The sequence below is a fragment of the Paraburkholderia sp. CNPSo 3272 genome (assembly GCF_024206495.1).
Taxonomy (GTDB): Bacteria; Pseudomonadota; Gammaproteobacteria; order Burkholderiales; family Burkholderiaceae; genus Paraburkholderia.
Map to the genome: position 1 here is coordinate 62,125 of NZ_JAMBPQ010000005.1, position 22,493 is coordinate 84,617.

The following is a 22,493-nucleotide window of genomic DNA, read 5'->3' on the forward strand; positions in this document are numbered from 1 at the left end:
AAACCGGGTTGGTCCTGCGCCCCGCCGCACGCGCAAACCGTGCATGCAGCCCTCACCCCTCGCTACAGCGACAGCTTGCACGCCTCGTGCAGCGAAGTCAGCCTGCGCACTGGCTCCGCCACGTACGGGTTGCTCTCGTCCCATGCGTAGCCCGCCAGCACCGAACTAATCATCCGACGGATCAAGGGCGTCTGGCGCGGGTAATAAATGATGTCCTGCAGCTCCCCGCTGTACCAGCGCTCGACAAAGGCGCGGAACGTGTCGATACCCTTGCGCAGCGGCACGTCGTATTCGGCCTGCCAGTCCACCACCGCGCCGCCGAGCGCGCGCTCGAGCACCTTCACGGCAAGGTGCGCCGAACGCAGCGCGATGGTGACGCCCGAAGAAAACACCGGGTCAAGGAACTCGCCCGCGTTGCCGAGCAGCGCGAAGCCTGGCCCGTGCAATCGTTCGACGTTGGCCGAATAGCCGCCGATCTGGTTCACGGGCATGAGAAACGGCGCGTCGCCGATCAGGCGGTTCAATGTCGGCTCCTCGCGAATGAGCGCCCGCAGCCGCGCCTCGCGTTCCGCTTGCGGCACGTCGAGGAAAGCGGCATCGGCAACACAGCCCACCGACGAGCGGCCGCCCGCGAGCGGGATCATCCAGAACCACACATCGCGATGCTCGGGGTGCGTCGCGATGCAAATCTTGTTGCGATCGAAGGCGTCCAGCGCCAGCCCGTCACGCACGTGGCTGAAGATCGCGGCACGCGTCGGCAGGCCGGAAGGCGCCTCAAGATTCAGGAGGCGCGGCAGCACGCGGCCGAAGCCGCTCGCGTCGAGCACGAAACGCGCGTGCACTTCATAGTGCGCCTGGTTTTCGTCGATGACCTCCAGCACCGGCGCGTCGCCCGTGCGCATGCCGGTCACCGTGTGGCCGAAGCGCACTTCGGCGCCCTGCTGTGCGGCGCAGCCGATCAGCAGATCGTCGAACTTCGCGCGCTCCACCTGGTACGTCGTGCCCCAGCCCGCCGCATGCTTGTCGCGGAAGTCGTACGACGATACCTCGTCGCGCCACACGAAATGCGCGCCGTTCTTGTACTGAAAGCCGGTTTCCACCACAGCCTGCAGCATGCCGGCCTCTTCGAGATACGCCATGCTTTGCGGCAAGAGGCTCTCGCCGATCGAGAAGCGCGGGAAATGCTGGCGCTCCAGCACGAGCACCGAGCGTCCGGCCTTGCGCAACAAGGCTGCAGCCACGGCGCCCGAGGGGCCCGCGCCGATAATCGCCACGTCGACGGCTTCGCGTCGCGTGGACGGCGTAACGGCTTCTCCAATGCTCTTTTCCATAGTCCTTTCCCTTCTCTGCGTCCTGACGCGCTCTGTTACGTCCTGTCACGTCCAGTTACGACTGTATGCCCAATGCAAGCGCACTGCGCTGCGCGAAACCGTGATTCTGACACCCCTCGCTGCGCCCTTGCATTTACAATGCCCATTCGCGTCCATGACCGCATTCGCAACGGGTAAAAAAATATGTCGGTTTCCGAATCAAATTACGTGCCGTTCGTCCCGGAAACGGCCTTCGGCATCTGGTTTCTCCGCACCCATACATGGGAGCACCATGTGCTGCGCGTGGCGATCGACGACCTTAAGCGCCTCGTGGACGCGCCTTTGCCCGACGCGCCCGAAATCGTCGATGTCGGCTGTGGCCAGGGCAAGTCGTTCCGCCTGCTGGCCGAGGCTTTCCGCCCGCGCCGCATCGTGGGGATCGACTATCACGAGGCATCGCTCGAACTGGCGGCGCGTGCCGCGCGCACCTGCCAGGACAAATTGCAGACGCAGACCACGTTCGAACTGCTGCACGGCGACTGCGCGAACCTGCCGCTGCCCACGGCCAGCGCGGACATCGTCTTCTGTCACCAGACTTTCCATCATCTCGTCGAGCAGGAACGCGCGCTCGCGGAGTTCCACCGCGTGCTCAAGCCGGGCGGCGTGCTGCTGTTCGCCGAATCCACCGAGGCCTATATCCGCTCGTGGGTCATACGCCTGCTGTTCCGCCACCCCATGCACGTGCAGAAGAGCGCCAACGGCTACCTCGAAATGATCCGCACGGCGGGTTTCCGCTTTTCGGAGCGCAATGTTTCGCTAACCCTACCTGTGGTGGGGCCGCGCAGCCGATTTCGGTCTCTTCGAGCGCCTCGGCCTGCATCATCCCAAGCCTGGGAAGCGCCGCGAAACCCTGGTTAACGTAGCCGCCGTGAAGGCGGCGTGAACGCGCGCAAAGGCGGCACGAGCCGGGTCGCCCGCCGCCTTCCGCGGGTTACTTGCCGCTCTTGAGCGTGACCACGTCGCCCACGAGCGCCACGCCGGCGATCATTGCGCCCGCGCCACACGTGAATTCCGTGGCGCTCTCGCGCAGTTCGTTCTTGTAGTTGCTCTTGATGTTGATGACCGCGTTGCCGCCTTCCTTGCGCGCGCGTTCCTGCAGCTCCTGCACGGCCGAAAGGAACACGTGCTGGCAGGCCGCTTCGTCGCTCTTGCCAAACGCGTTCGTCTTCTTGTTCGTGGAGAACTGGCCCAGCGTCTTCTTGACCGCCGGATGAGGCTGGCCCGCAAAGTACAGCGCAATGTCGTCGCTCACCTTGCCGGGCTCGCTGTGGAGCGCGACATCCACGGAATAGGTGTCGACCGAATTGCGTGCGTAGGCTTGCGGCGCCGCGAAAGCCGCGCACAGCGCGGCGAACATCCACAGTTTTTTCATTGCTTTTCTCCGTTGGTTCAGTTCGCTTGCAGCACTACGAGGTCACCCGTGACGGCGATGGCCGCCGCGCTCTGGCTCACGCCGCAGGTGTATTCGGTGGCCGACCCGGTTTCGCTGCCGTGAAAGCGCGTGGTCACGTTGATGACGGCGTTAGCGCCCTTGTTGTGGGCGTCCGCGCGCAGCTTGTCGAGTGCGATGGCGAGCACCTTGTTGCAGCTGGCCTCGGCGCCGTCGGTCGCGCGGGCGATACGCAGGGAATGCGAGGCGTCACCCACGTGGCGCACCACTTCCGGATGCGGCTGCGCGCCGAAATATACGGCGATTTTCGCGGCGGGGTCCGCGCTGGACGCGGCTTTCGCCGTCGAGAGGGAAGCGACGGGCTGGATCGGCAGCGTGAGGCGCTGCGATCCGCAAGCGGCCAACGTCAGGCTGACGATCGCGGCGGTGCTCAGCGTGAGGCAAGTCTTTTTCATTGGAATCCTCATTATTTTCAGGGTTGCCCGAAACTTCAGACTGCGCGCCGGAAGTTCGGCGACGTGTTCACGCCGCCAAATGCGAAGTTATTGCTCATCACGTATTCGCCGTCGCGCATGCCGATAAGCTCGCTCAAGAGCTATATCGGCCATACGCTCGGCGCCTGTGGCGCGATCGAGGCCTGGTGGACGATCGAGATGATGAAGCGCCACAGGTATGCGCCCACGCTCAACCTGACCCCGGTCGATCCAGCCTGCGCGCCGCTCGACTACATCCAGGGCGAGCGCGCGCGATAGACTCCGAATAGGCATATCCCCGCGCAAGCCGTAGAATGCGGGCACCGCGGCGGATTATTAGCGACTGGCCGCCGCAACGCCCTACAGTCAGCTTGCAATAATCCGAACCCTTATCCCCCGTCACCCTCATGCTTTCCCTTTCTACCGTCGGGCTGATGGTCTCGGGCTGTGCGATTGTGCTGCTCATGCCGGGGCCGACCAACACGCTGCTTGCCGCCGCCGGTTTGCGGCAGGGCCTGCGGCGCTCCGCGCATTTGACCGCTGCCGAACTGGCCGGCTACCTGGTGTCGATTACCGTCTGGGGGCTTTGCTTCACCCACGCATCGCATTCGCTGGGCTGGCTGCCGAAGGTGTTGCGTGTGGCCAGCAGCCTCTATCTGGCGTGGCTCGCCTTGCGCCTTTGGTTCACGGCAAACGCGATCGAAACGTCGGCCAGTGGTGTGGTCGGCACGCGCACGCTGTTCAGCGCCACGGTGCTCAATCCCAAGGCCATTTTGTTCGCGGGCTCGATTTTTCCGCCGGCCGCGTTCGTGAGTGTCGTCACGTGGCTCCAGGCCATGGCGATCTTCGCGGTCCTGCTGATTCCCATTGGCCTCACGTGGATCGCCATTGGCGCCGCGCCGCGCAACGGCCGTGCGCCGTTCATTCGTCCCGCGTACTTCCAGCGTTGTGCATCCGTCGTGGTGGGCGCCTTCTCCGTGTCGCTCATGTGGGCGCTCGCGCACTGACGCTATCGCGTCATTCCCTCGCTCGCGCGGCTTGCGGCGCAACGAGTTCGGCAACGCTCAACCAGCGGCTGCCCGGCGTGCCAGCCAGGCGCTGCAGCGCCTCGGCGTCTTTGACGCCGCATTCAACCGGAAAGGTTTTCGCTGCGTGAGTGGCTAGCCAGACGGTCCGCATCACGCCATCCGTGAACGCAACGTACGGTACGGCGGCGCTCGCCGGACAAATGACTTCAGCAAGCGGCACGGGATCTTCTTCGCCGAAACTGAAACCTTCGGACGCCAGTTCGAAGCGCGGGTCGGCACGCCATGTCTGCGGATTGCCGTTTGCGAGCCCGCTCGATTCGACGAGCTTGAATTTGCCGAGCCCATACTGATTCGCGCCGATCATCTTCTGGATCAGCGCGTTGCCGTCGTTGCCGGGTTCGATGCCGTAGATGCGGCCTTGCAGCTTGTCCGCGTATTTGGCGATGTCCTGGAACGATTTGAGGCCGCCCTGGTAGACGTAATCGGGAACGGCAAGCGTGTATTTCGCGCCCGTGAGGTTCGGCGTCGAGAGCACCTTGATCGAGCCCGACTTCGTGAAGGGCTCGATGATCGGGTCCATGGTCGGCGACCAGTAGCCGAGGAACACATCGATCTGCTTGCTCTTGAGCCCTGCGAACGTGATCGGCACCGAGGCGATCGTCTCGGTCGGCGTATAGCCAAGCGCGCCGAGGATCGTCGATGCCACGCCCGTGGTCGCCGCGATATCGGTCCACCCCACGTCGGCGAAGCGCACGTCCTTGCACGCGGCGGGATCGGCCGCGTAAGCGCTGGTGCAGAGAATGGCGGCGCACGCGAGCGCGCCTGTCTTAAGCAGGGGGAATCGGCACATCGTCATCTCCTCAGGAATCGAACTGCGTCGCTGGGTCATGAAGTCTCATGACACATGGTTGTCCGGCAAAAAGCGGACTAACGTAGCAATTGCGACGAGCAATTGCGCAGAAGCGACAAGCGATTCCCGAGAAGCCCCCTGAACAGCGGCTTTAAGTTAATTGAACGATCAATATACGAACTTGAACGACGTTCCTTTCATTTTCAAAACGTAATCCGTCAGCCTCGTACACGGGGCTGTTGCCAGACCGGGTCGCGCGCGAATTCGACAAACGATTTGAGGTAATCGACCACGGCGTCGCCTTCGCGCCTGCCGAGAAAGATCTGCTTCGCGATGCCCTGCTTGCCGAGCTTCACGATCGCGAGCGGCATGCGGTCTGCGTATTCTTCCGCGAGCCAGCGCGGCAACGCGGCCACACCGCGATGGCTCGCGACCATCTGCAGCATGATGTCGGTCGTTTCGATCGTCTTGTGACGGCGCGGCGTGATGCTCGCGGGCCGCAAAAACTGGTTGTAGATATCGAGCCGGTCGGTATCCACTGGATATGTAATGAGCGTTTCGTCGACGAGCTGCTCGGGCTTCACGTAGCGCACGTTCGCGAGCCGATGGCCTTCAGCAACCACCAGCACCTGTTCGTAGTCGAACACCGGATCGAAACGAAGCCCGGGCCGGTTGAGCGGATCGGGCGTGACCAGCACGTCGATGTCATAGCCGATCAACGCGCCGATGCCGCCAAACTGAAAACGCTGCTTCACGTCCACATCGACGTCGGGCCAGCGCGCCAGATATGGCGAGACCACCTTGAGCAGCCACTGATAGCACGGAGCGCACTCCATGCCGATGCGCAACGTGCCCCGCTCGCCCGCGGCGTACTGCTTCATGCGTTCTTCCGCGAGTTCGAACTGTGGCAAGAGCCGTTCGGCCAACGAGAGCAGATATTGCCCGGCCTGCGTCAGCCGCAGGCTGCGGCCCTCGCGGTCCCAGATTTGCGTGCCCAGCTGCTGCTCGATCTTCTTGACCGTGTGGCTCAACGCCGATTGTGTGAGGAAAAGCGATTCCGCCGCTGCGGTAAGCGAGCCCTGGCGGGCGACTTCGCGGACGATGACAAGGTGAACGCGTTCGAGCATAAAAAAGAGAACCCCGCGTCAGGCTGGCGACAGATGAAGAAAACTAATGAATGGATGAAATAATGCCATTTTTCTTCATCTACGGATACCTCTATCATCGCTGCCACTCTGGATCGTTTTCAGCACTTTCATTTCGGACGGCACCGCACATGGTCACCACGCACAATCTCGGCTTTCCGCGCATCGGCGCGAAACGCGAACTCAAATTCGGTCTGGAGCGCTACTGGAAGGGCGAATCTTCGCGCGACGAACTGAAGGCGCTCGGCGCGCAACTGCGCAAGCGCCACTGGGAAAACCAGAAGGGTCTCGACTTCGTGCCCGCCGGCGACTTCGCCTTCTACGACCAGGTGCTCGGCATGAGCTTCACGCTCGGCAACCTGCCCGAGCGCGTGCAGGGCTTTCACGGCGACAAGCTCGACAACTACTTCCGCGTGGCGCGTGGCCGCTCGGCGGCAGGCGCCGAGGATCATGCCGCTTGCTGCGGCGGCGTCGCGGCCGGCGAAATGACGAAGTGGTTCGACACGAACTATCACTACATCGTCCCCGAATTCATGGCCGATACGCAGTTCAACCTCGACACCTCGCGTCTTTCGGAGCAACTGCGCGAAGCCCGCGAACTCGGCGTGAAAGCCAAGCCGGTGATCGTCGGGCCGCTCACGTACCTGTGGCTCGGCAAGGCCAAGGACGACTCGGACAAGCTGGCGCTGCTGCCGCGCATCATGCCCGTGTACCGCGCGCTGCTCGACTACTTCCGCGTGATGGACGTCGAATGGGTGCAGATCGACGAGCCGATTCTCGTGACCGAACTCGAGCCGGCCTGGCGCGCCGCGTTCGCGACGGCGTATGAAGGGTTCGAGCTGCGCAGCGTCAAGCTGCTGCTGGCCACCTACTTCGGCCAGTTGCAGGACAATCTCGACCTCGCGTGCTCGCTGCCCGTCGACGGTGTGCATATCGACGCCGTCAACGCGCGTGAAGAAGTCGCGCTGGCCGCGCAAAAGCTGCCTGCACAGAGCGTGCTTTCGGTGGGCGCAATCAACGGCCGCAACATCTGGAAGACGGATCTGACCGCCGCGCTCGAATGGCTCGAGCCGCTTGCCAAGCAACTGGGCGAGCGCCTCTGGATCGCGCCGTCATGCTCGCTGCTTCACGTGCCGGTGGACCTCGCGAGCGAAGAGAAGCTCGACGCTGAAATCCGTTCGTGGCTCGCGTTTGCGCTGCAAAAGCTCGACGAAGTGAAGGTGCTCGCCACGGCGCTGAATGCCGGCCGCGACAAGGTCGCAGCCGACCTCGCGGCGAACGCCGCCGCCATACAGGCGCGCCGCCAGTCGCCGCGCGTGAACAACCCCGCAGTGAAGGCCGCGATCGCCCGCATCGATGCACAGCTCGGCAATCGTCAGCACGCCTACGCTGAGCGCGCCGCGAAGCAGGCTGCGCGTCTGAAGCTGCCCGCCTTCCCAACCACCACGATCGGTTCGTTCCCGCAAACTGCGGAGATCCGGCAGGCGCGCAGCCAGTTCAAGAGCGGCGCGCTCGACGAGGCTGGCTACCAGGCCGCCATGCGCGCCGAAATCGAGCGCAGCGTGCGTGAGCAGGAGCAACTGGGTCTCGACGTGCTCGTGCACGGCGAAGCCGAGCGCAACGACATGGTCGAATACTTCGGCGAGCAGCTAGACGGCTACGCATTCAGCCAGTTCGGCTGGGTGCAGTCGTACGGCTCGCGCTGCGTGAAGCCGCCCATTCTGTTCGGCGACATCAGCCGCCCGAAGGCGATGACGGTGGAGTGGATCACCTACGCGCAGTCGCTCACGAACAAGCCCATGAAGGGCATGCTCACGGGCCCGGTGACGATCCTCAACTGGTCCTTCGTGCGTGACGACCAGCCGCGTTCGGTCTCGTGCTACCAGATCGCGCTCGCCATTCGCGAAGAAGTGCTCGATCTGGAAAAGGCCGGCGTGGGCGTGATCCAGATCGACGAGGCCGCATTGCGCGAAGGTCTGCCACTGCGCCGCGCGCAATGGGGCGCGTATCTGCGCTGGGCCGTCGATTCATTCCGTATCACCGCGAACGGCGTGGAAGACGAAACGCAGATCCACACGCACATGTGCTATTCGGAGTTCAACGACATCATCGCGTCGATCGCCGATATGGACGCGGACGTCATCACGATCGAGACCTCGCGCTCGGACATGGAACTGCTCGACGCGTTCGACGACTTCAAGTATCCGAACGAAATCGGGCCCGGCGTATACGACATTCACTCGCCGAACATCCCGACCGAAGCGCACATCGTGCAATTGATGCAGAAGGCCGCCGGGCGCATTCCGGCAGAACGCCTGTGGGTCAACCCGGACTGCGGTCTGAAGACGCGTCAGTGGACCGAGGTGATTCCGGCGCTGACCAACATGGTCGCTGCCGCCAAGTCGTTGCGCAGCCAGGTGCAATAAGGCGCCGAAGCGCCCCGAGCCCGTCTCGGGGCGCGTCAGTTTTCGATCTCATAAAGTTGCTTGCGCAACCATCACCGCAACTCGCGCCGCAAGATCTTCCCCGTGGCCGTCTTCGGTAATTCGTCGCGGAACTCGACGATGCGCGGGTATTTGTACGCGGCCATACGCGCCTTGCAGAACGCGATCAGTTCCGCTGCGTCTGCCACCGCGCCCGCACGCAGGCTCACCACGGCTTTCACAGTCTCGCCGCGATACGGATCGGGCACGCCCACCACGGCCGCTTCGCGCACGGCGGGATGGCCGTAGAGCACGTCTTCGACTTCACGCGGCCAGACCTTGTATCCGGCCGCATTGATCATGTCCTTCTTGCGGTCGACGAGATAGAACCAGCCCGCTTCGTCCATGAAGCCGACGTCGCCGGTATGGAACCAGCCACTGCGAAACGCATCGGCCGTCGCCGCGGCGTTGTTCCAGTAGCCGGGCACGACCATCGGTCCGCGGCAGACGATCTCGCCAGTTTCACCCGCAGCAAGCATGTGACCGTCATCGTCGACGATCGCGGCTTCGGCGCCCGGCACGGGCACGCCCATGGCGAGCGCGCCGCTGCGCGGATCGACGGGCGCCGTCCTCGCGAGCGGCACCATGTGTGTGGGCGAGTTCGTTTCGGTGAGGCCATACGCGCCGTGGATCACGTGGCCGAACTTCGCGCGAAACGCCTCCACCACACTGGGCGCAATCGGCGCGCCGCCCGAATAAATCTTCGTGAGCGTCGCGAGTTGCTCGCGGGTCGCATCGGCGTGATGCAGCAGGGCGATGAACACCGTGATCGCGCCGATCGTGAATTCCGCGCGGTGTTCCTCGATGGCGTCGAGCGTGGCCGCCGTGTCGAAGCGGTGCGTGAGAATGAGCGGCGCGCGCGCGATCCACGCCGCGCCGATGTGGCCAACGAGGCCGGTAATGTGAAAGAGCGGCGCCACGCCGAGTATCGGGCCGCCTTCGCGCAGGACGCAGAAATCGCGATAGGTCTGCGCATTGAACGCGAAGTTGCCGTGCGTGCAAATCGCGCCTTTCGGGCGGCCGCTCGTGCCCGAGGTATAGACGAGCATGGCGGCGTCGCTCGCCGCCAACGCGACCGGCGGCGGCTTGCGCCCTGGCTGCACGGCCTGCGCAGCCTGCAAAAGATCGCGTGCGCGCTCGCCTGCCTCGTTTGCCTCGCGCGGTGCGCCGAACACGCGCGGATCGTCGCGTGTTTGCAGCGCACGCGCGCGCGTCGTGAACACGCGCGGCGCGGCGTCGCCTTCGGCTTCGATGCTCGCGATCACCTCGCGAACGACTTCGCCTTCGAGCGCGGCGTCGCAGATCAGCACGCGCGTCTGCGAATCGTCGAGCAGCAGTTTCAGTTCGCGCGCGCGGTTCATCGGATTGACCGGCACCATCACGGCGCCCGCCTTCCAGATGCCGAGCAGGGCCATCACGAATTGCGGCACGTTCTGCAGATAGAGCGCCACACGGTCGCCGTGCTGTACGCCTTCGTCCAGCAGTACGCAGGCAACGTGGTCGCTCCATGCGTCGAGCGCCTGCCAGTCGAGCCTGCCGTCGAAGTAGAGCAGCGCGCTTTCGTGCGGCGCGCGAGCGAGCGCCGCCGCGAACATGTCGAGACCGTTCGTATAGTCCTGGCGCGGATTCGGCTCGATGCCGGTGTCGTAGAGCGCGCGCCAGGGAAAGCTTTCACAGGCGTTCACGTGCGTCTCCTCAAGCCGCGTCCGCCGGCTGGCCCACGGTGCTGCGCGCCATGAACCAGTAGAACAGCGCGGCGCAGCCCGCAATCGCGCCGCCCATGATGAACGCCGGCGAATACGATCCCGTGCGGTCGACGATAAAGCCCGCCACGACCGGCGAGAACGCCCCGCCGAAATAGCCGCCGAAATTCTGGATCGAACTCACGGAAGCGACCATCGACGACGGGGCGATGTCGGCCGCGAGCGCCCACGCGTTGCCGATGGTGGCCGCGATGAACGCCAGCCCCAACGTCATCAGCGCGACGCTCGCGCCTATCGTGCTCGCGAGTGGCAGCGCCGCCGCGCACACGCCCGCACCGATTGCACCCACCACGATCAGCATGCGCTTGGCGACCATGGGCGAAGCCACGCGGCGATCCACGAGTTTCTTCGCGATCCAGCCCGCGACGATCTCGCCCGCCGCGCCGCCGAACCACGGAATGCTCGCGTAGATACCCAGTTGTGCGAACGAAATATGAAAGCGATCGAGCAGATAGAGCGGCAGGAACACGAGGAAGATATTCCACAGCCAGATCGCGCAGAAGTAGCCGAAGATCATGCCCCACACGCTGCGCGAGGCGAACAGCGCGCGCCAGCGAATGGGCGCGGTGGTGAGCGAGCGCTCGTGGCCGCCGCCGCCCGCTTCGATATAGGCGAACTCCTCGCGCGTGAGCCGCTTGCTTTGCACGGGGTTGCGATAGAGAAACAGGAACAGCACGGCAAAGACGATGCCGATGGCGCCCGTCACGTGAAAGAGCGAGCGCCAGCCGAACGCGATCATCAACGCAACCAGCACGGCGGGCGCGAGCGCGGGCCCCCACTTCGACGACGAATCCCAGATGCCGGTGGCGAAGCCGCGCTCCTTGGCGGGAAACCACGCGGCCGTGATCTTCGCGGAGGTTGGCCAGCACGGCGCCTCGCCCACCGCGAGCAGCACGCGCATGACGATGAGGCCCGAGATCGAACCAACCACGCCGGTGAGCCACGTCGCCACGCTCCACCAGATCATGCCCACTGCATAGGCGCGCTTCGCGCCGAAGCGATCGATGATCCAGCCCGCCGGCAATTGCATCACGGCGTAGGTCCAGGCGAACACGGTGCCGAGCAGGCCGATTTGCGTGCGCGTGAGGCCGAGGTCGTGAATCATGCCGGGCGCGGCGATCGCGAGATTTGCGCGATCGAGGTAGTTGATGATGCCGCCGAACAGCAGCCAGATCAGCACGCGCCAGCGAAAATTCGCGGCGGTGGTGGCTGTGGCAGTCGATTTTGCGGTGGATGCGGTTGCAACCAGCTCGTCGTCCATCCTGTCTCCTCCTCGTTGGCCTACGTTTTTTTTGCGTGCGCTGATGCACACGCTCGTGAGACTCAAACCGCGTTCGTGCCCGGATCGTGGGACTTTTCGCTGTAGAAGCAACGATACGCGCGAGGGACATTGTGCGCCGGTTGGCGCGAATGGAGAACGCCGCATTTGCATAAACGCATGACGTCGATGTGAATACGCGGATCGTTATTGCATTCGCATGCTCTCTTACCAACCGTTACACAAGCGAAGCAATCGTTTCACCTGAACGGCGAGCGAGTTCATAAAATTCCTCAGACCGTTGAGCAGCAAGGCGCTACGCCACAACGGTCCCGCGCAGAGCCGCACGGAAAGCGGCATCACACAAGGCCCTGCGCGTGCAATCGATACCTACTACGCAGAAAGGAGTTCACATGACTCGCCTCTCGCTTGCCTCGCTCATCGCGGTTTCGGCCGCCAGCCTTTGCGCCGTTACGCTGAGCGCACACGCGCAGACCCCCGCGCCCACCGCGGCTTCTGCCTCGACTTCGGCGGCACCCGGCAAACTGCACGAAGCCGACAAGGCCTTCATTGCGGACGGCACGCAAACCGTCGCCACGCAGCGCGATGCCGCGCGCATTGCCGACTCGCGCTCGACCGACCGCGAAGTGAAGGCCTTTGCGGAAAAACTGGTGGCCGACTACTCGAAGCTGTCCGATTCGATGCGCGCGGCAAGCCCGCGCGGCGTGGACGTGCCGCGCAACGACCCGGATGCGGCGGTGATCAGCAGCATCAACAACCTGCGCGGCGCGGACTTCGACAAGACGTATATTGAGCAGGTCGCGCTGGCCGGCCAGCAGAAGACGCTCTCGGCATTCCAGGCGGAAATCGCCTCGGGTCGCGATGCGGGCCTCAAGAAGGCCGCGACGGAAGGCCTGCCTCTGATCCAGGCCGACTACGCCAAGGCGCAGGAACTCGCCAAGCGCAAACACCTGGCAGGCTGATGACGGTGTGAGATGCGAAGGGGCCGGCCGCACGCGCGCCGGCCCCGCTGCTGTTTACTCTTCCTTCTTATCGCCGGCCGCGAGGGCGAGCCGCTCCATGCGTCGATCGGGCACGAGCCAGAGCAATGCCACGATGAAGTAGAAGATCGCGCCAATGCGGGGATAGTCGAACGCCGCGAGCGCAAACCCCGCCAGATACAGCGCCGGTGAAATCTTGCCCTTCACGTCGTTGCCCAGCGCAATGGCTAGCGGGCTTTGCGTGCCGTGATAGCGCACCAGCGTGAATTGCAGCACGACGTAAGCCAGCGCGCAGAGCAGCAGGTTGACGCCGTAGAGCGCGGTCGGCCAGCGCCCGAACTCGTTCTCGCCCATCCAGCCCGTGGTGAACGGCAGCAGCGAAAGCCAGAACAGCAGATGCAGGTTGGCCCAGAGCACCGAGCCGTTCACGCGTCGCGCCACCTGCAGCATGTGGTGATGGTTGTTCCAGTAGATACCCACGTAGATGAAGCTCAACACATAGCTCAGATAAACCGGCCACAGCGGCGCGAGCGCAGCGAGATCGTCGCCATGCGGCACCTTGAGTTCCAGCACCATGATCGTGATGATGATGGCGAGCACGCCATCGCTGAAGGCTTCGAGTCGGTTCTTTTCCATCTGTGAAATCGGCTTGCAAGGGATGTAAGGCAAGCGGCAAGTATCGCCGAAGTCGCCGCGCGACGCCACGTAACCGCTGAGGCGTCGCAGGTGCGTATATTGCGCCATACATGGCGCGCGCATTCCTGGCCTATGATGCCCTTGAGCGCCACGCCCGGCCGCCCGCCTCGAATCATGAAGTCCACGACCTCCGCAACCCGCCACCGTCCCGAGCACCCTGAGCGGCCTGAGCGCCGCGTGCCTGTCTGGGACCTGCCTACGCGGCTCTTTCACTGGCTGACCGTCGTGCTCGTGGCCGCCGCCTACATCACGCAGCGCATGAACTGGATGCAGATGCACGTGCGCCTCGGCGAAACGCTGCTCGCGCTCGTGCTGTTTCGGATCCTGTGGGGGTGCTTCGGCAGCGAGACCGCGCGCTTCTCGCGCTTCGTCGCCTCGCCGCGCAAGGCGATCGAGCATCTGCGCCATCTGTGGCGGCGCGAGCCCGACCTCCAGGTGGGCCACAACGCGGCCGGCGGCTGGATGGTTCTGCTGCTGCTCGCGCTGCTGCTGGTCGAAACGCTCACCGGTTTCTACGACAACAACGACATCGCCGACGAAGGGCCGCTCAGCGAAATCGTGCCTGCCAAAATCGCCAATGCGATAGCCGGCCTGCACGCGTGGGGCTGGGATCTGCTCGCGGCAGCTGTCGTGCTGCACGTCTGCGCGATTGCGGTCTATGCGCTCGTGAAAGGCCACAACCTCGTCGGCCCGATGGTCAGCGGCAAAAAACGCCTGCCCGCCTCGGTGCGCGCGCCCGCGCGCGGGTCGCTTTGGCTCGCGGCCTTGCTGATGGGGTTATCCGGCGTCGTGGTGGCGCTGCTCGCCGCGTATCTTTGATGCCGGAAATTGCGGTGTAAAGCCCGCACGAAGCCCGCACAACGCGTAAAATCAGCGGCTCTTTTTCACTCGACAAGAATCATCGATGGCTACCTACCGCGAATTGCTCGCCCAGAAGCGCGAACTCGACGAGCGCATCGAAGCCGCGCGCGCCGAAGCGGCGAACGAGGCGCTGGCCAATGTGCGCGCGGCAATCGCCGAATTCGGCTTCACGCCCGACGAGGTGTTCGGCAAGCCGCGCCGCGAAAAGACCGCACGCCGCGCGCGCAAGGCTGAAGGCACCGAAGGCAAAAAGCGCGAGCGCGCCAATCTGGACCTGTTCGGCGACAACGCCTGACCGACCGCGCCCTTCACAGGCAAACAGGGCCGCAAAGGCCCTGTCGCAAGCAGCCATGCCGCGCGCGCCGGCTGGCGCACGCATGGCGTGAACACGTAACGCGTTACTGCGCGCCGAGCTTCTTGATCAGCACGTCGAGCTGCGCCACTTCCTCTTGCGTGAGATCGGTGAGCGGCGCGCGCACCGGGCCCGCGTCGCGGCCCACGAGCTTCGCGCCCGCCTTCACGATGCTCACCGCGTAGCCCGCGCGGCGGTTCCGAATGGCAAGGTATGGCAGGAAGAATTCGTCGATGAGCTTGCCAACCGTCGCGTGGTCGTCGGCGGCAATCGCGCGGTAGAACTGCATGGCCGTCTTCGGGATGAAGTTGAATACCGCCGACGAATACACGGGCACGCCCAGCGCCTTGTACGCTGCTGCGTAGACTTCGGCCGTGGGTAGGCCGCCCAGGTAGGAGAAGCGGTCGCCCAGACGGCGGCGGATCGTCACCATCGCCTCGATCTCGCCCACGCCGTCCTTGAAGCCGATGAGGTTCTCGCAGCGGTCCGCGAGCTGCTCGAGCATGTCGGCGTTGAGCTTCGAATTGGCGCGGTTGTAGACGATCACGCCCATCTTCGGCACGGCCTCGCAGACCTGCTCCACGTGCGCGGCAATGCCTTCCTGCGACGCTTCCGTGAGGTAATGCGGCATCAGCAGAATGCCCTGCGCGCCGTTGCATTCGGCTTCCTGCGCGTATTCGATGGCCACGCGCGTCGCGCCGCCCGCGCCCGCGAGAATCGGCACCTTGCCCTTGCAGGTTTCGGTGGCCGTCTTGATGACCTGCGAGTATTCGCTCTTCGTGAGCGAAAAGAATTCGCCCGTCCCGCCCGCCGCGAACAGCGCGCTCGCGCCATACGGGGCCAACCATTCGAGGCGCTCGGCATAGGTGCTCGCGCGGAAGTTGCCTTGCGCGTCGAAGTCGGTCACGGGGAACGAAAGCAGCCCTTCGGAGACGATTTGCTTGAGTTCTTGCGGCGTGGTCATGGTCTTGATCCTGTTGCGAAGTCAGTAAAGGTGTTCAGTCGATAAATGACGTTCAAGCGGCGTTCAGCGCACGAGGCACGGACGCTTGTTGTCGAATTTCCAGTTGGGAACGAGGTATTGCATCGCGATCGCGTCGTCGCGCGCGCCGAGGCCGTGCTCCAGGTAGAGTGCGTGCGCCTTTTCCAGCGCGTCCATATCGATTTCGATGCCGAGGCCCGGCTTTTGCGGCACCTGCACCTTGCCGCCCACGATCTGCAGCGGCTCGCGCGTGAGGCGCTGGCCGTCCTGCCAGATCCAGTGCGTGTCGATCGCCGTGATCTTGCCGGGCGCCGCGGCGGCTGCATGCGTGAACATCGCGAGCGAAATGTCGAAGTGATTGTTCGAGTGCGAGCCCCACGTGAGTCCCCAGTCGTTACACATCTGCGCCACGCGCACCGAGCCCTGCATGGTCCAGAAGTGCGGGTCGGCGAGCGGGATATCCACCGATTGCAGCTGAATCGCGTGGCCCATCTGGCGCCAGTCGGTCGCGATCATGTTGGTGGCCGTGGGCAGGCCGGTGGCGCGGCGGAATTCCGCCATCACTTCGCGGCCCGAGTAGCCGTTCTCCGCGCCGCACGGGTCTTCCGCGTAGGCGAGCACATCGTGTTTGTCGCGGCACAGGCGGATGGCTTCCGCGAGCGACCACGCGCCGTTCGGGTCGAGCGTCACGCGCGCTTCGGGAAAACGCTCGGCCAACGCCGTGACCGCTTCCATTTCCGCGTCGCCCGCCAGCACGCCGCCCTTGAGCTTGAAGTCGTTGAAGCCGTAGCGCGCTTGCGCGGCTTCGGCCAGACGCACGACGGCCTCCGGCGTCATCGCCTCTTCGGTGCGCAGACGTTCCCAGTCGTCGCGGCCATCGGCGCCGCTCGCGTAGGCGAGATCGGTCTTGTTGCGATCGCCAATGAAGAACAGGTAGCCGAGCATCTCCACTTCGCTGCGCTGCTGCCCCTCGCCGAGCAGCGCGGCGACGGGCACGTTCAAGTGCTGGCCGAGCAGGTCGAGCAGCGCGGCTTCGAGCGCCGTGACCGCGTGAATCGTGGTGCGCAGGTCGAAGGTCTGCAGGCCGCGGCCGCCCGAGTCGCGATCGGCGAACTGCTTGCGCACGGTGTTGAGCACCGACTGCATGTTGCCGATGGACTGGCCGACCACGAACGCACGCGCGTCTTCGAGCGTCTTGCGAATCGCCTCGCCACCCGGCACTTCGCCGATGCCGGTGTTGCCCGCGCTGTCGCGCAGCAGCACGACGTTGCGCGTGAAGAACGGACCGTGCGCGCCGGAAAGGTTCAGCAGCATGCTGTCGCGGCCCGCCACGGGAACGACGCGCAGGTCGGTGACAAGGGGCGTGGCGTTCGGTTGAACGACTTGTGTAGACATGAACGGATTACCTGTAAAAGTGCGGCGCTTGGCCCTGACAATCGAAACTTTGGGTTGAAGCGGTCAAGCGTTGGCGGCGACGATCTCCACCCAGTTCGCGCCGTTGCCGCCCTCGCCTCGAGAAACCGGTGTGAGCGCTCCGCTCGCCGCATCGATCGCGTAGACCGACACGTGTTGCGATTTTTCTCCGCACGCCACGAGAAAACGGCCCGTCGGGTCGATGCGAAAACCGCGTGGTTGCGTCTCGGTCGCGGTCGCGCCGACGTATTCGAGCGCGCCGCCTTGAGATACGCGCAGCGTGAGAATCTGGCTCGTCGTGCGCTCGGAGACATAGACGAAGCGCCCATCGGGCGAGACGTGGATATCGGCGGCCCAGACGAGCTTCGCGAGCACGGCGGGGTCGGGCTGCACCGGGTCCGTGGGGCTCGGGCGCGCAAAACCGTCGTTCAGATGCGCGAGCACCGGCGCGCGCGGCGAGACGTGCAGCGCCGTGAGCTTGCCCGTGGCGGCGTCGCGCGCGAAAGCCGCCACCGTCGCGTGGAATTCGCTCAGCACGTACAGCACGTCGCCGCCCGGCGAAAAGCGCAGATGGCGCGGACCGAAGCCCGCCCCGAGATCGACCGTGCCGATCTCGACGAGGCGCCCTGCGTCTTCCAACGCGAAAACAAACACGCGGTCGCTGCCGAGCGACGACGCATACGCAAAGCGCCCGTCGGCGGAAACGATCACCGCGTGCGCGTGCTCGATGTCGCCGATCACCTGCAGCGGCGCGCCATTGCCGCTCTCGAGATCGTTCGCGCCATACAGGCTCACGCGATGCTCGCCGTACGAAGCGCCCAACAGGAAACGCCCCTGCGGCTCGGCACACAGATACGCGAGGCTCGATTCGATCGACGTCTGCACGCGCGGCGCGAGACTGCCGCTTTGCGCGTCGATGGCGTAGTCGTTGATGCGCTTGTCCGCGCCGCGCGTGGCCGCGTAAAGGCGGCGGCGATCGGGCGAGAGCGCCATCGGCATCACGTTGTCCTGCGCGGCCACGCGCGCTTGCGACGTGAGCGCGCCATTGCGCGCATCGAGATGAAACACGCCAATGTCGCCGTCTTTCGAATTCGCGACGTAGACGAAGAAGCGTTCGGGGTTCAGCTGATTCATGGTGTGGATTTCCTTCTCGATGGGCGGTTGTGCGCGGGCTCAGTGCGCGCCGCTGCGGACCGGATCGTCGGCGAAGGCGCGGCGCGACGGCTTGTTACGGGCGAGGAACGCAGCGGCGGCGGCAATCAGCGAGGTCACTCCGAGGCCGTAGAGGCCGCCCGTAATCGAGCCCGTATGCTGTTGAAGATAGCCGAACGTGGCCGGCGCGAAGAACCCGCCCAGGTTGCCCAGCGAATTGATGAGCGCGATCACGCCGGCGGCCACGCGGGTGTCGAGATAACCTTGCGGCATCGGCCAGAACAGCGACGATGCCGCCTTGAAGCCGATGGCCGAAAAGCAGATCGCCACGAACGAGAATACCGGGTCCGACGACGTCGAAGCGAACAGGCCGCAGGCCGCGATCACCAGTGCGACGGCGAGCCACGCCTGCTGGAAGCGGTACTTCGCCGAGAGCAGCGCGAAGCAGTACATCGCGACGATGGCGATCATCCACGGAATGGCGTTGTAAAGGCCCACCTGGAAGTCGGTCAGGCCGCCCATCTTGCGGATGATCGTGGGCAGCCAGAACGTAGCCGCGTAGATCGTTAGCTGAATGGCGAAGTAGAGGAAGCAGAACAGCACGATCTGCGGGTCCTTCAGGAGGCGCAGCACCGGCACGTGCGCGCCCGTGGCGGCTTCGCGCTCGGCCTGCTCGCGCGCCAGGTACGTTTCGAGCGCGCCCTGCTCATCGCTCGTGAGCCAGTGGGCATCGCGAATGCGCGACTTCAGGAACACCCAGCTCACGCCGCACAGCACGATGGAAAAGCCGCCTTCGATCAGGAACATCCACTGCCAGCCCGCGAGACCCAGGCCGCGCACGGAAAGCAGCGCACCCGTGATCGGACCCGAGAGCACCGAGGCGAACGCCGAGCCCGCGAGAAACACCGCCGCCGCCTTGCCGCGTTCTTTCTGCGGCAGCCACTGCGCGAAGTAATAGATCACGCCGGGAAAGAAACCTGCTTCGGCAACGCCCAGCAGAAACCGCAGCACGTAGAACGAGGTGTCGTTGTGCACGAACGCCATGGCGGCCGCCACGACGCCCCACGTACCCATGATGCGCGTGAGCCATGCGCGTGCGCCATACTTTTGCATGAGGATGTTGGACGGCACCTCGAAGATCGCATAGCCCACGAAGAACAGCCCCGCGCCGAACCCATACGCCGCCGCCGAAAGGCCGATATCGGTTTTCATGTGCGCGCCGGCGAAGCCGACGTTCACACGGTCGATATAGTTGGCGATGAACATGATGAGGAAAAGCGGGAGGACGTGCCGCAGGACCTTGGCGCTGGCTGACTCCAGCAGGTCCTCATAACGGTTGGCAGGGACGGACATCGGGGTTGTCTCCTTCAGGCGCGGGCGGCGCTCGGATTAGAGGTATCGTGGTACGTTGTCTGATGACATTTTAGGCTCGCCTCTCGAAGGAGCCAATGTCGTGTTTACCCTGCTTTGGAACGGGAATCATAACCGACAAGGCTCGAATTCTCTTGTTTTCAGCGTTTTCTCCGCTGCCAACGCGGTTGCCCGCAGGTGTCCGGTGGCGACGATCTGGCGTATGATAGTTGTACGATGACTTAACTCAACGCAACGAGACCCGGAGACGATATGCAAATCACTGGCGACATGCTCATTGGAGGCCGCGCGGTGCGCGGCTCGGAAAAGCCGCTTGCGGCTTTCAATCCCACGACGGGCGAAGCGATCCCCGCACCGGCCTTCGGCAGCGGCACGGCCGCCGACGTCGACGCCGCCTGCAAGCTCGCCGCAGAGGCGTTCGACGCCTACCGCACGCTGCCCCTCGCCGTGCGCGCGGCGTTCCTCGAACGTATCGCCGACGGCATCGCCGCGCTCGGCGACGCGCTCACCGAACGCGCCCACGCGGAAACCGGCCTGCCCAAGGCGCGCCTGGAAGGCGAGCGCGGCCGCACCGTCGGCCAACTCAAGCTGTTCGCACAGGAAGTGCGCCAGGGACTGTGGCTCACGCCCACGCTCGACACCGCCCTGCCCGAACGCAAGCCGCTGCCGCGCGCCGACCTGCGTCTGCAGAAAATCGCGCTCGGCCCGGTCGCCGTGTTCGGCGCGAGCAACTTCCCGCTCGCGTTCTCGGTGGCGGGCGGCGACACGGCCGCGGCGCTGGCGGCGGGCTGCCCGGTCATCGTCAAGGCGCACGGCGCGCACCTCGGCACCTCGGAGATGGTGGGCCGCGTGATCCAGCAGGCCGTGCAGGAGATGGGGCTGCCCGAGGGCGTGTTCTCGCTCATCGTCGGCGCGGGGCGCACCGTGGGCGAGGCGCTCGTCGCGCATCCGGCCATCAAGGCCGTGGGCTTCACCGGCTCGCGCGCGGGCGGCACGGCGCTCGTGCGCATCGCCGCGAACCGGCCCGAGCCGATTCCCGTCTACGCGGAAATGAGCAGCATCAATCCCGTGTTCCTGCTGCCCGAGGCGCTCGCGGCGCGCGGCGCGGCGATCGCGCAGGGTTTCGTCGATTCGCTCGTGCTCGGCGCGGGTCAGTTCTGCACGAATCCGGGTCTGGCGATCGGCATCGAGGGCCCGGCACTCGACCAGTTCGCGCAGGCCGCTGCGCAGGCGCTAGGTATCAAGCCCGCGCAGACCATGCTCACGTCGGGCATCCATGCGGCGTATGAAGAAGGCGCGCGGCGCCTTGCCGAAACGCAGGGCGTGAGCGCGCTCGCGCAAGGCCAGGGCGCGAGCGGCCCGAACCAGGCGTTCGCCGCCCTCTTCGTGACGGATGCGCAAACCTTCCTCGCGCAGCCCGCCCTCGAAGACGAAGTGTTCGGCCCGGCCTCGACGCTCGTGCGCTGCAAGGACGAGGCCGAACTGCTCGCCGTGGCCGAGCACTTCGCGGGGCAGCTCACCGCGACGATCCAGATGGACCGCACCGACCTGCCCGCCGCGATGCGCCTCTTGCCGATCCTCGAGCGCAAGGCCGGCCGCCTGCTCGTGAACGGCTTCCCGACCGGCGTGGAGGTCACGCACGCAATGGTGCACGGCGGCCCGTTCCCGGCCACCTCCGATAGCCGCGCGACCTCGGTAGGCACGAGCGCGATGGAGCGCTTCTTGCGCCCGGTGTGTTATCAGGACTTCCCGGCCGAGCTGCTGCCGCAGGCGCTGGCTGACGCCAATCCGCTCGACCTCTGGCGGCGCAAGAATGGCGAAATGGTGCGAGGCTGAGTTAGCTCGGTATCGCCTTGCGCGCATCGCAAATGAAAACAGCGGCTGCAGTTCAACCTGCAGCCACTGTTTTTCCATGCATGCTACGCGCTACGCCTTGTCGCCCGACTCCGCCGCCGCTCGGCGCAGCCGCTCGCGGCTGCTCGAAAGGTGCATGCGCATGGCCGCGCGGGCGCCTTCGGGATCGTGCCGGGCGATGGCGTCGAAGATGCTCTCGTGCTCGCGGTTCACCAGTTCGGCGTAAGCCTGCGGATCGCGATGCGCAATGCCGGCCGAATCGACGCGACGGCGCGGGATCAGCGCCGCGCCCATCTGCGTGAGGATGTCGACGAAATAACGGTTGCCCGTGGCGCGCGCCACCGAGATGTGGAATTCGAGGTCGGCGCCCGAGCTGTCGCCGCCCGTGCGGATGACGACGTCGAGCGTGTCGAGCGCGGCGCGCATGCCGGCCAGATCGCGCTCGCTCGCACGCTGGGCGGCAAGGCCCGCGGCTTCCGTTTCCAGACTGATGCGCAGTTCCAGCACGGAAAGCACATCGTCCAGCGTGCTGGCCGGGACGACGTCGAGATCGAGCGGCTCGCGGCGCGGCTCCAGCACGAAGCTGCCTATACCGTGACGCGTTTCGATCACCGACATGGCCTGCAGACGCGAGATGGCCTCGCGCACCACCGTGCGGCTCACACCTAGTTGCGTCATGAGATTGCTTTCGGTGGGCAATTTGTCGCCGGGCTTCAGTGCGCGTGTGGCGATCTGCTCGCTGATGAAGTTGACGACCTGCTCGGCGAGATTGCGGCTACGCGCGGCGATGGGCGTGGCAAGCGACTCCGCCATGTGGATCTCCTTGGCTCGATATGCGTGCGTAAGTCATGTCATTCCATTATACGTTGTCGGACAACCGCCGGAAAAGCGCGCTCGCTTGCGACTGAGGACATCCTACGACCGCATGATGGACGCCAGCCGTGCAGGCCCGGCCACCACACGAAATCGCTCCGTGAACGATCCTTATTTTATTTCGCATTCCGATGCAATTCGCGCCGCGCCGACCCGCAGGGAGAAGCGCACATCGTTG

Annotated in this window: 18 protein-coding genes and 4 pseudogenes; 8 read left to right on the plus strand and 14 right to left on the minus strand. The window is 64.9% G+C overall.

The window, feature by feature from the left end:
- Window positions 1–62: 62 nt before the first annotated feature.
- Window positions 63–1,331 (minus strand): NAD(P)/FAD-dependent oxidoreductase, encoded by a 1,269-nt coding sequence (locus tag M3I53_RS08185; RefSeq protein WP_254315458.1) that lies wholly within the window; start codon window positions 1,329–1,331, stop codon window positions 63–65.
- A 183-nt stretch (window positions 1,332–1,514) separates the two neighbouring features.
- On the opposite strand from M3I53_RS08185, the pseudogene M3I53_RS08190 reads away from it, so the two are divergent.
- Window positions 1,515–2,253 (plus strand): annotated as a pseudogene (locus M3I53_RS08190) (class I SAM-dependent methyltransferase).
- A gap of 48 nt (window positions 2,254–2,301) precedes the next feature.
- On the opposite strand, the gene M3I53_RS08195 reads toward M3I53_RS08190, so the two are convergent.
- Together M3I53_RS08195 and M3I53_RS08200 are read right to left on the minus strand one after the other, a co-directional pair.
- Window positions 2,302–2,742 (minus strand): YbjQ family protein, encoded by a 441-nt coding sequence (locus M3I53_RS08195; RefSeq protein WP_254315459.1) that lies wholly within the window; start codon window positions 2,740–2,742, stop codon window positions 2,302–2,304.
- Window positions 2,743–2,759: 17 nt separating this feature from the next.
- Complete coding sequence (locus tag M3I53_RS08200; RefSeq protein ID WP_254315460.1) at window positions 2,760–3,215, minus strand: signal peptidase; 456 nt, start codon at window positions 3,213–3,215, stop codon at window positions 2,760–2,762.
- A gap of 111 nt (window positions 3,216–3,326) precedes the next feature.
- Between M3I53_RS08200 and M3I53_RS08205 the strand changes: the two are divergent.
- Together M3I53_RS08205 and M3I53_RS08210 are read left to right on the plus strand one after the other, a co-directional pair.
- Window positions 3,327–3,520: pseudogene (locus M3I53_RS08205) on the plus strand (beta-ketoacyl-ACP synthase); the annotation flags it as partial.
- Window positions 3,521–3,640: 120 nt separating this feature from the next.
- Window positions 3,641–4,240, plus strand: a complete 600-nt coding sequence (locus M3I53_RS08210) for a LysE family translocator (protein WP_254315461.1) — start codon at window positions 3,641–3,643, stop codon at window positions 4,238–4,240.
- A gap of 10 nt (window positions 4,241–4,250) precedes the next feature.
- Here M3I53_RS08210 and M3I53_RS38585 read toward each other — a convergent pair.
- The 3 genes and pseudogenes from M3I53_RS38585 to M3I53_RS08220 form a co-directional block, all read right to left on the minus strand.
- A pseudogene (locus M3I53_RS38585) lies at window positions 4,251–4,556 on the minus strand (hypothetical protein); the annotation flags it as partial.
- A 15-nt stretch (window positions 4,557–4,571) separates the two neighbouring features.
- Window positions 4,572–5,111, minus strand: a pseudogene (locus tag M3I53_RS08215) (glycine betaine ABC transporter substrate-binding protein); the annotation flags it as partial.
- Between the two features lie 218 nt (window positions 5,112–5,329).
- Window positions 5,330–6,238 (minus strand): LysR family transcriptional regulator, encoded by a 909-nt coding sequence (locus M3I53_RS08220; protein ID WP_254315462.1) that lies wholly within the window; start codon window positions 6,236–6,238, stop codon window positions 5,330–5,332.
- Between the two features lie 149 nt (window positions 6,239–6,387).
- On the opposite strand from M3I53_RS08220, the gene metE reads away from it, so the two are divergent.
- The gene (metE, locus tag M3I53_RS08225) at window positions 6,388–8,682 is read left to right on the plus strand and encodes a 5-methyltetrahydropteroyltriglutamate--homocysteine S-methyltransferase (protein ID WP_254315463.1); all 2,295 of its coding nucleotides are present in this window, start codon (window positions 6,388–6,390) and stop codon (window positions 8,680–8,682) included.
- Between the two features lie 71 nt (window positions 8,683–8,753).
- On the opposite strand, the gene M3I53_RS08230 is transcribed toward metE, so the two are convergent.
- Window positions 8,754–10,424, minus strand: coding sequence for an AMP-binding protein (locus M3I53_RS08230; protein ID WP_254315464.1), 1,671 nt, complete (start codon window positions 10,422–10,424; stop codon window positions 8,754–8,756).
- 10 nt (window positions 10,425–10,434) lie between these two features.
- A complete protein-coding gene (locus M3I53_RS08235) occupies window positions 10,435–11,763 on the minus strand; it encodes an MFS transporter (protein ID WP_254315465.1) in 1,329 nt (442 codons plus the stop codon).
- Window positions 11,764–12,173: 410 nt separating this feature from the next.
- Here M3I53_RS08235 and M3I53_RS08240 point away from each other — a divergent pair, with 410 nt between their 5' ends.
- Complete coding sequence (locus tag M3I53_RS08240; protein ID WP_254315466.1) at window positions 12,174–12,743, plus strand: DUF4142 domain-containing protein; 570 nt, start codon at window positions 12,174–12,176, stop codon at window positions 12,741–12,743.
- A 54-nt stretch (window positions 12,744–12,797) separates the two neighbouring features.
- Here M3I53_RS08240 and M3I53_RS08245 read toward each other — a convergent pair whose 3' ends face one another.
- Window positions 12,798–13,397, minus strand: a complete 600-nt coding sequence (locus M3I53_RS08245) for a TMEM175 family protein (RefSeq protein ID WP_254315467.1) — start codon at window positions 13,395–13,397, stop codon at window positions 12,798–12,800.
- Window positions 13,398–13,571: 174 nt separating this feature from the next.
- On the opposite strand from M3I53_RS08245, the gene M3I53_RS08250 reads away from it, so the two are divergent.
- Together M3I53_RS08250 and M3I53_RS08255 are read left to right on the plus strand one after the other, a co-directional pair.
- The gene (locus M3I53_RS08250) at window positions 13,572–14,276 is read left to right on the plus strand and encodes a cytochrome b/b6 domain-containing protein (protein ID WP_254315468.1); all 705 of its coding nucleotides are present in this window, start codon (window positions 13,572–13,574) and stop codon (window positions 14,274–14,276) included.
- 85 nt (window positions 14,277–14,361) lie between these two features.
- Window positions 14,362–14,613, plus strand: a complete 252-nt coding sequence (locus tag M3I53_RS08255) for an H-NS family nucleoid-associated regulatory protein (RefSeq protein ID WP_254315469.1) — start codon at window positions 14,362–14,364, stop codon at window positions 14,611–14,613.
- 103 nt (window positions 14,614–14,716) lie between these two features.
- On the opposite strand, the gene kdgD is transcribed toward M3I53_RS08255, so the two are convergent.
- From kdgD to M3I53_RS08275, 4 genes are all read right to left on the minus strand, one after another.
- The gene (kdgD, locus tag M3I53_RS08260; RefSeq protein WP_254315470.1) at window positions 14,717–15,634 is read right to left on the minus strand and encodes a 5-dehydro-4-deoxyglucarate dehydratase; all 918 of its coding nucleotides are present in this window, start codon (window positions 15,632–15,634) and stop codon (window positions 14,717–14,719) included.
- 63 nt (window positions 15,635–15,697) lie between these two features.
- Window positions 15,698–17,047 carry a glucarate dehydratase gene (gene gudD / locus M3I53_RS08265; protein WP_254315471.1) on the minus strand — a complete coding sequence of 450 codons (1,350 nt, stop codon included), beginning with the start codon at window positions 17,045–17,047 and terminating at the stop codon, window positions 15,698–15,700.
- A gap of 63 nt (window positions 17,048–17,110) precedes the next feature.
- Entirely contained in the window at window positions 17,111–18,199 is a 1,089-nt protein-coding gene (locus M3I53_RS08270; protein ID WP_254315472.1) for a lactonase family protein, read from the minus strand.
- Window positions 18,200–18,238: 39 nt separating this feature from the next.
- Entirely contained in the window at window positions 18,239–19,570 is a 1,332-nt protein-coding gene (locus tag M3I53_RS08275) for an MFS transporter (RefSeq protein WP_254315473.1), read from the minus strand.
- Window positions 19,571–19,840: 270 nt separating this feature from the next.
- Here M3I53_RS08275 and M3I53_RS08280 point away from each other — a divergent pair, with 270 nt between their 5' ends.
- Entirely contained in the window at window positions 19,841–21,424 is a 1,584-nt protein-coding gene (locus tag M3I53_RS08280) for an aldehyde dehydrogenase (NADP(+)) (protein WP_254315474.1), read from the plus strand.
- A gap of 90 nt (window positions 21,425–21,514) precedes the next feature.
- On the opposite strand, the gene M3I53_RS08285 is transcribed toward M3I53_RS08280, so the two are convergent.
- Window positions 21,515–22,255, minus strand: coding sequence for a FadR/GntR family transcriptional regulator (locus tag M3I53_RS08285; RefSeq protein WP_254315475.1), 741 nt, complete (start codon window positions 22,253–22,255; stop codon window positions 21,515–21,517).
- Window positions 22,256–22,493: the final 238 nt, after the last annotated feature.

What these genes read in the sequence shown, in the direction of transcription:
- metE (WP_254315463.1), top strand. Translation starts at nt 6,388, where the DNA reads ATGGTCACCACGCACAATCTCGGCTTTCCGCGCATCGGCGCGAAACGC.
- M3I53_RS08250 (WP_254315468.1), top strand. Translation starts at nt 13,572, where the DNA reads ATGAAGTCCACGACCTCCGCAACCCGCCACCGTCCCGAGCACCCTGAG.
- M3I53_RS08280 (WP_254315474.1), top strand. Translation starts at nt 19,841, where the DNA reads ATGCAAATCACTGGCGACATGCTCATTGGAGGCCGCGCGGTGCGCGGC.
- gudD (WP_254315471.1), bottom strand. Translation starts at nt 17,047, where the DNA reads ATGTCTACACAAGTCGTTCAACCGAACGCCACGCCCCTTGTCACCGAC.
- M3I53_RS08200 (WP_254315460.1), bottom strand. Translation starts at nt 3,215, where the DNA reads ATGAAAAAGACTTGCCTCACGCTGAGCACCGCCGCGATCGTCAGCCTG.
- M3I53_RS08285 (WP_254315475.1), bottom strand. Translation starts at nt 22,255, where the DNA reads ATGGCGGAGTCGCTTGCCACGCCCATCGCCGCGCGTAGCCGCAATCTC.
- M3I53_RS08210 (WP_254315461.1), top strand. Translation starts at nt 3,641, where the DNA reads ATGCTTTCCCTTTCTACCGTCGGGCTGATGGTCTCGGGCTGTGCGATT.
- M3I53_RS08185 (WP_254315458.1), bottom strand. Translation starts at nt 1,331, where the DNA reads ATGGAAAAGAGCATTGGAGAAGCCGTTACGCCGTCCACGCGACGCGAA.
- kdgD (WP_254315470.1), bottom strand. Translation starts at nt 15,634, where the DNA reads ATGACCACGCCGCAAGAACTCAAGCAAATCGTCTCCGAAGGGCTGCTT.
- M3I53_RS08245 (WP_254315467.1), bottom strand. Translation starts at nt 13,397, where the DNA reads ATGGAAAAGAACCGACTCGAAGCCTTCAGCGATGGCGTGCTCGCCATC.
- M3I53_RS08235 (WP_254315465.1), bottom strand. Translation starts at nt 11,763, where the DNA reads ATGGACGACGAGCTGGTTGCAACCGCATCCACCGCAAAATCGACTGCC.
- M3I53_RS08240 (WP_254315466.1), top strand. Translation starts at nt 12,174, where the DNA reads ATGACTCGCCTCTCGCTTGCCTCGCTCATCGCGGTTTCGGCCGCCAGC.
- M3I53_RS08255 (WP_254315469.1), top strand. Translation starts at nt 14,362, where the DNA reads ATGGCTACCTACCGCGAATTGCTCGCCCAGAAGCGCGAACTCGACGAG.
- M3I53_RS08270 (WP_254315472.1), bottom strand. Translation starts at nt 18,199, where the DNA reads ATGAATCAGCTGAACCCCGAACGCTTCTTCGTCTACGTCGCGAATTCG.
- M3I53_RS08275 (WP_254315473.1), bottom strand. Translation starts at nt 19,570, where the DNA reads ATGTCCGTCCCTGCCAACCGTTATGAGGACCTGCTGGAGTCAGCCAGC.
- M3I53_RS08220 (WP_254315462.1), bottom strand. Translation starts at nt 6,238, where the DNA reads ATGCTCGAACGCGTTCACCTTGTCATCGTCCGCGAAGTCGCCCGCCAG.
- M3I53_RS08195 (WP_254315459.1), bottom strand. Translation starts at nt 2,742, where the DNA reads ATGAAAAAACTGTGGATGTTCGCCGCGCTGTGCGCGGCTTTCGCGGCG.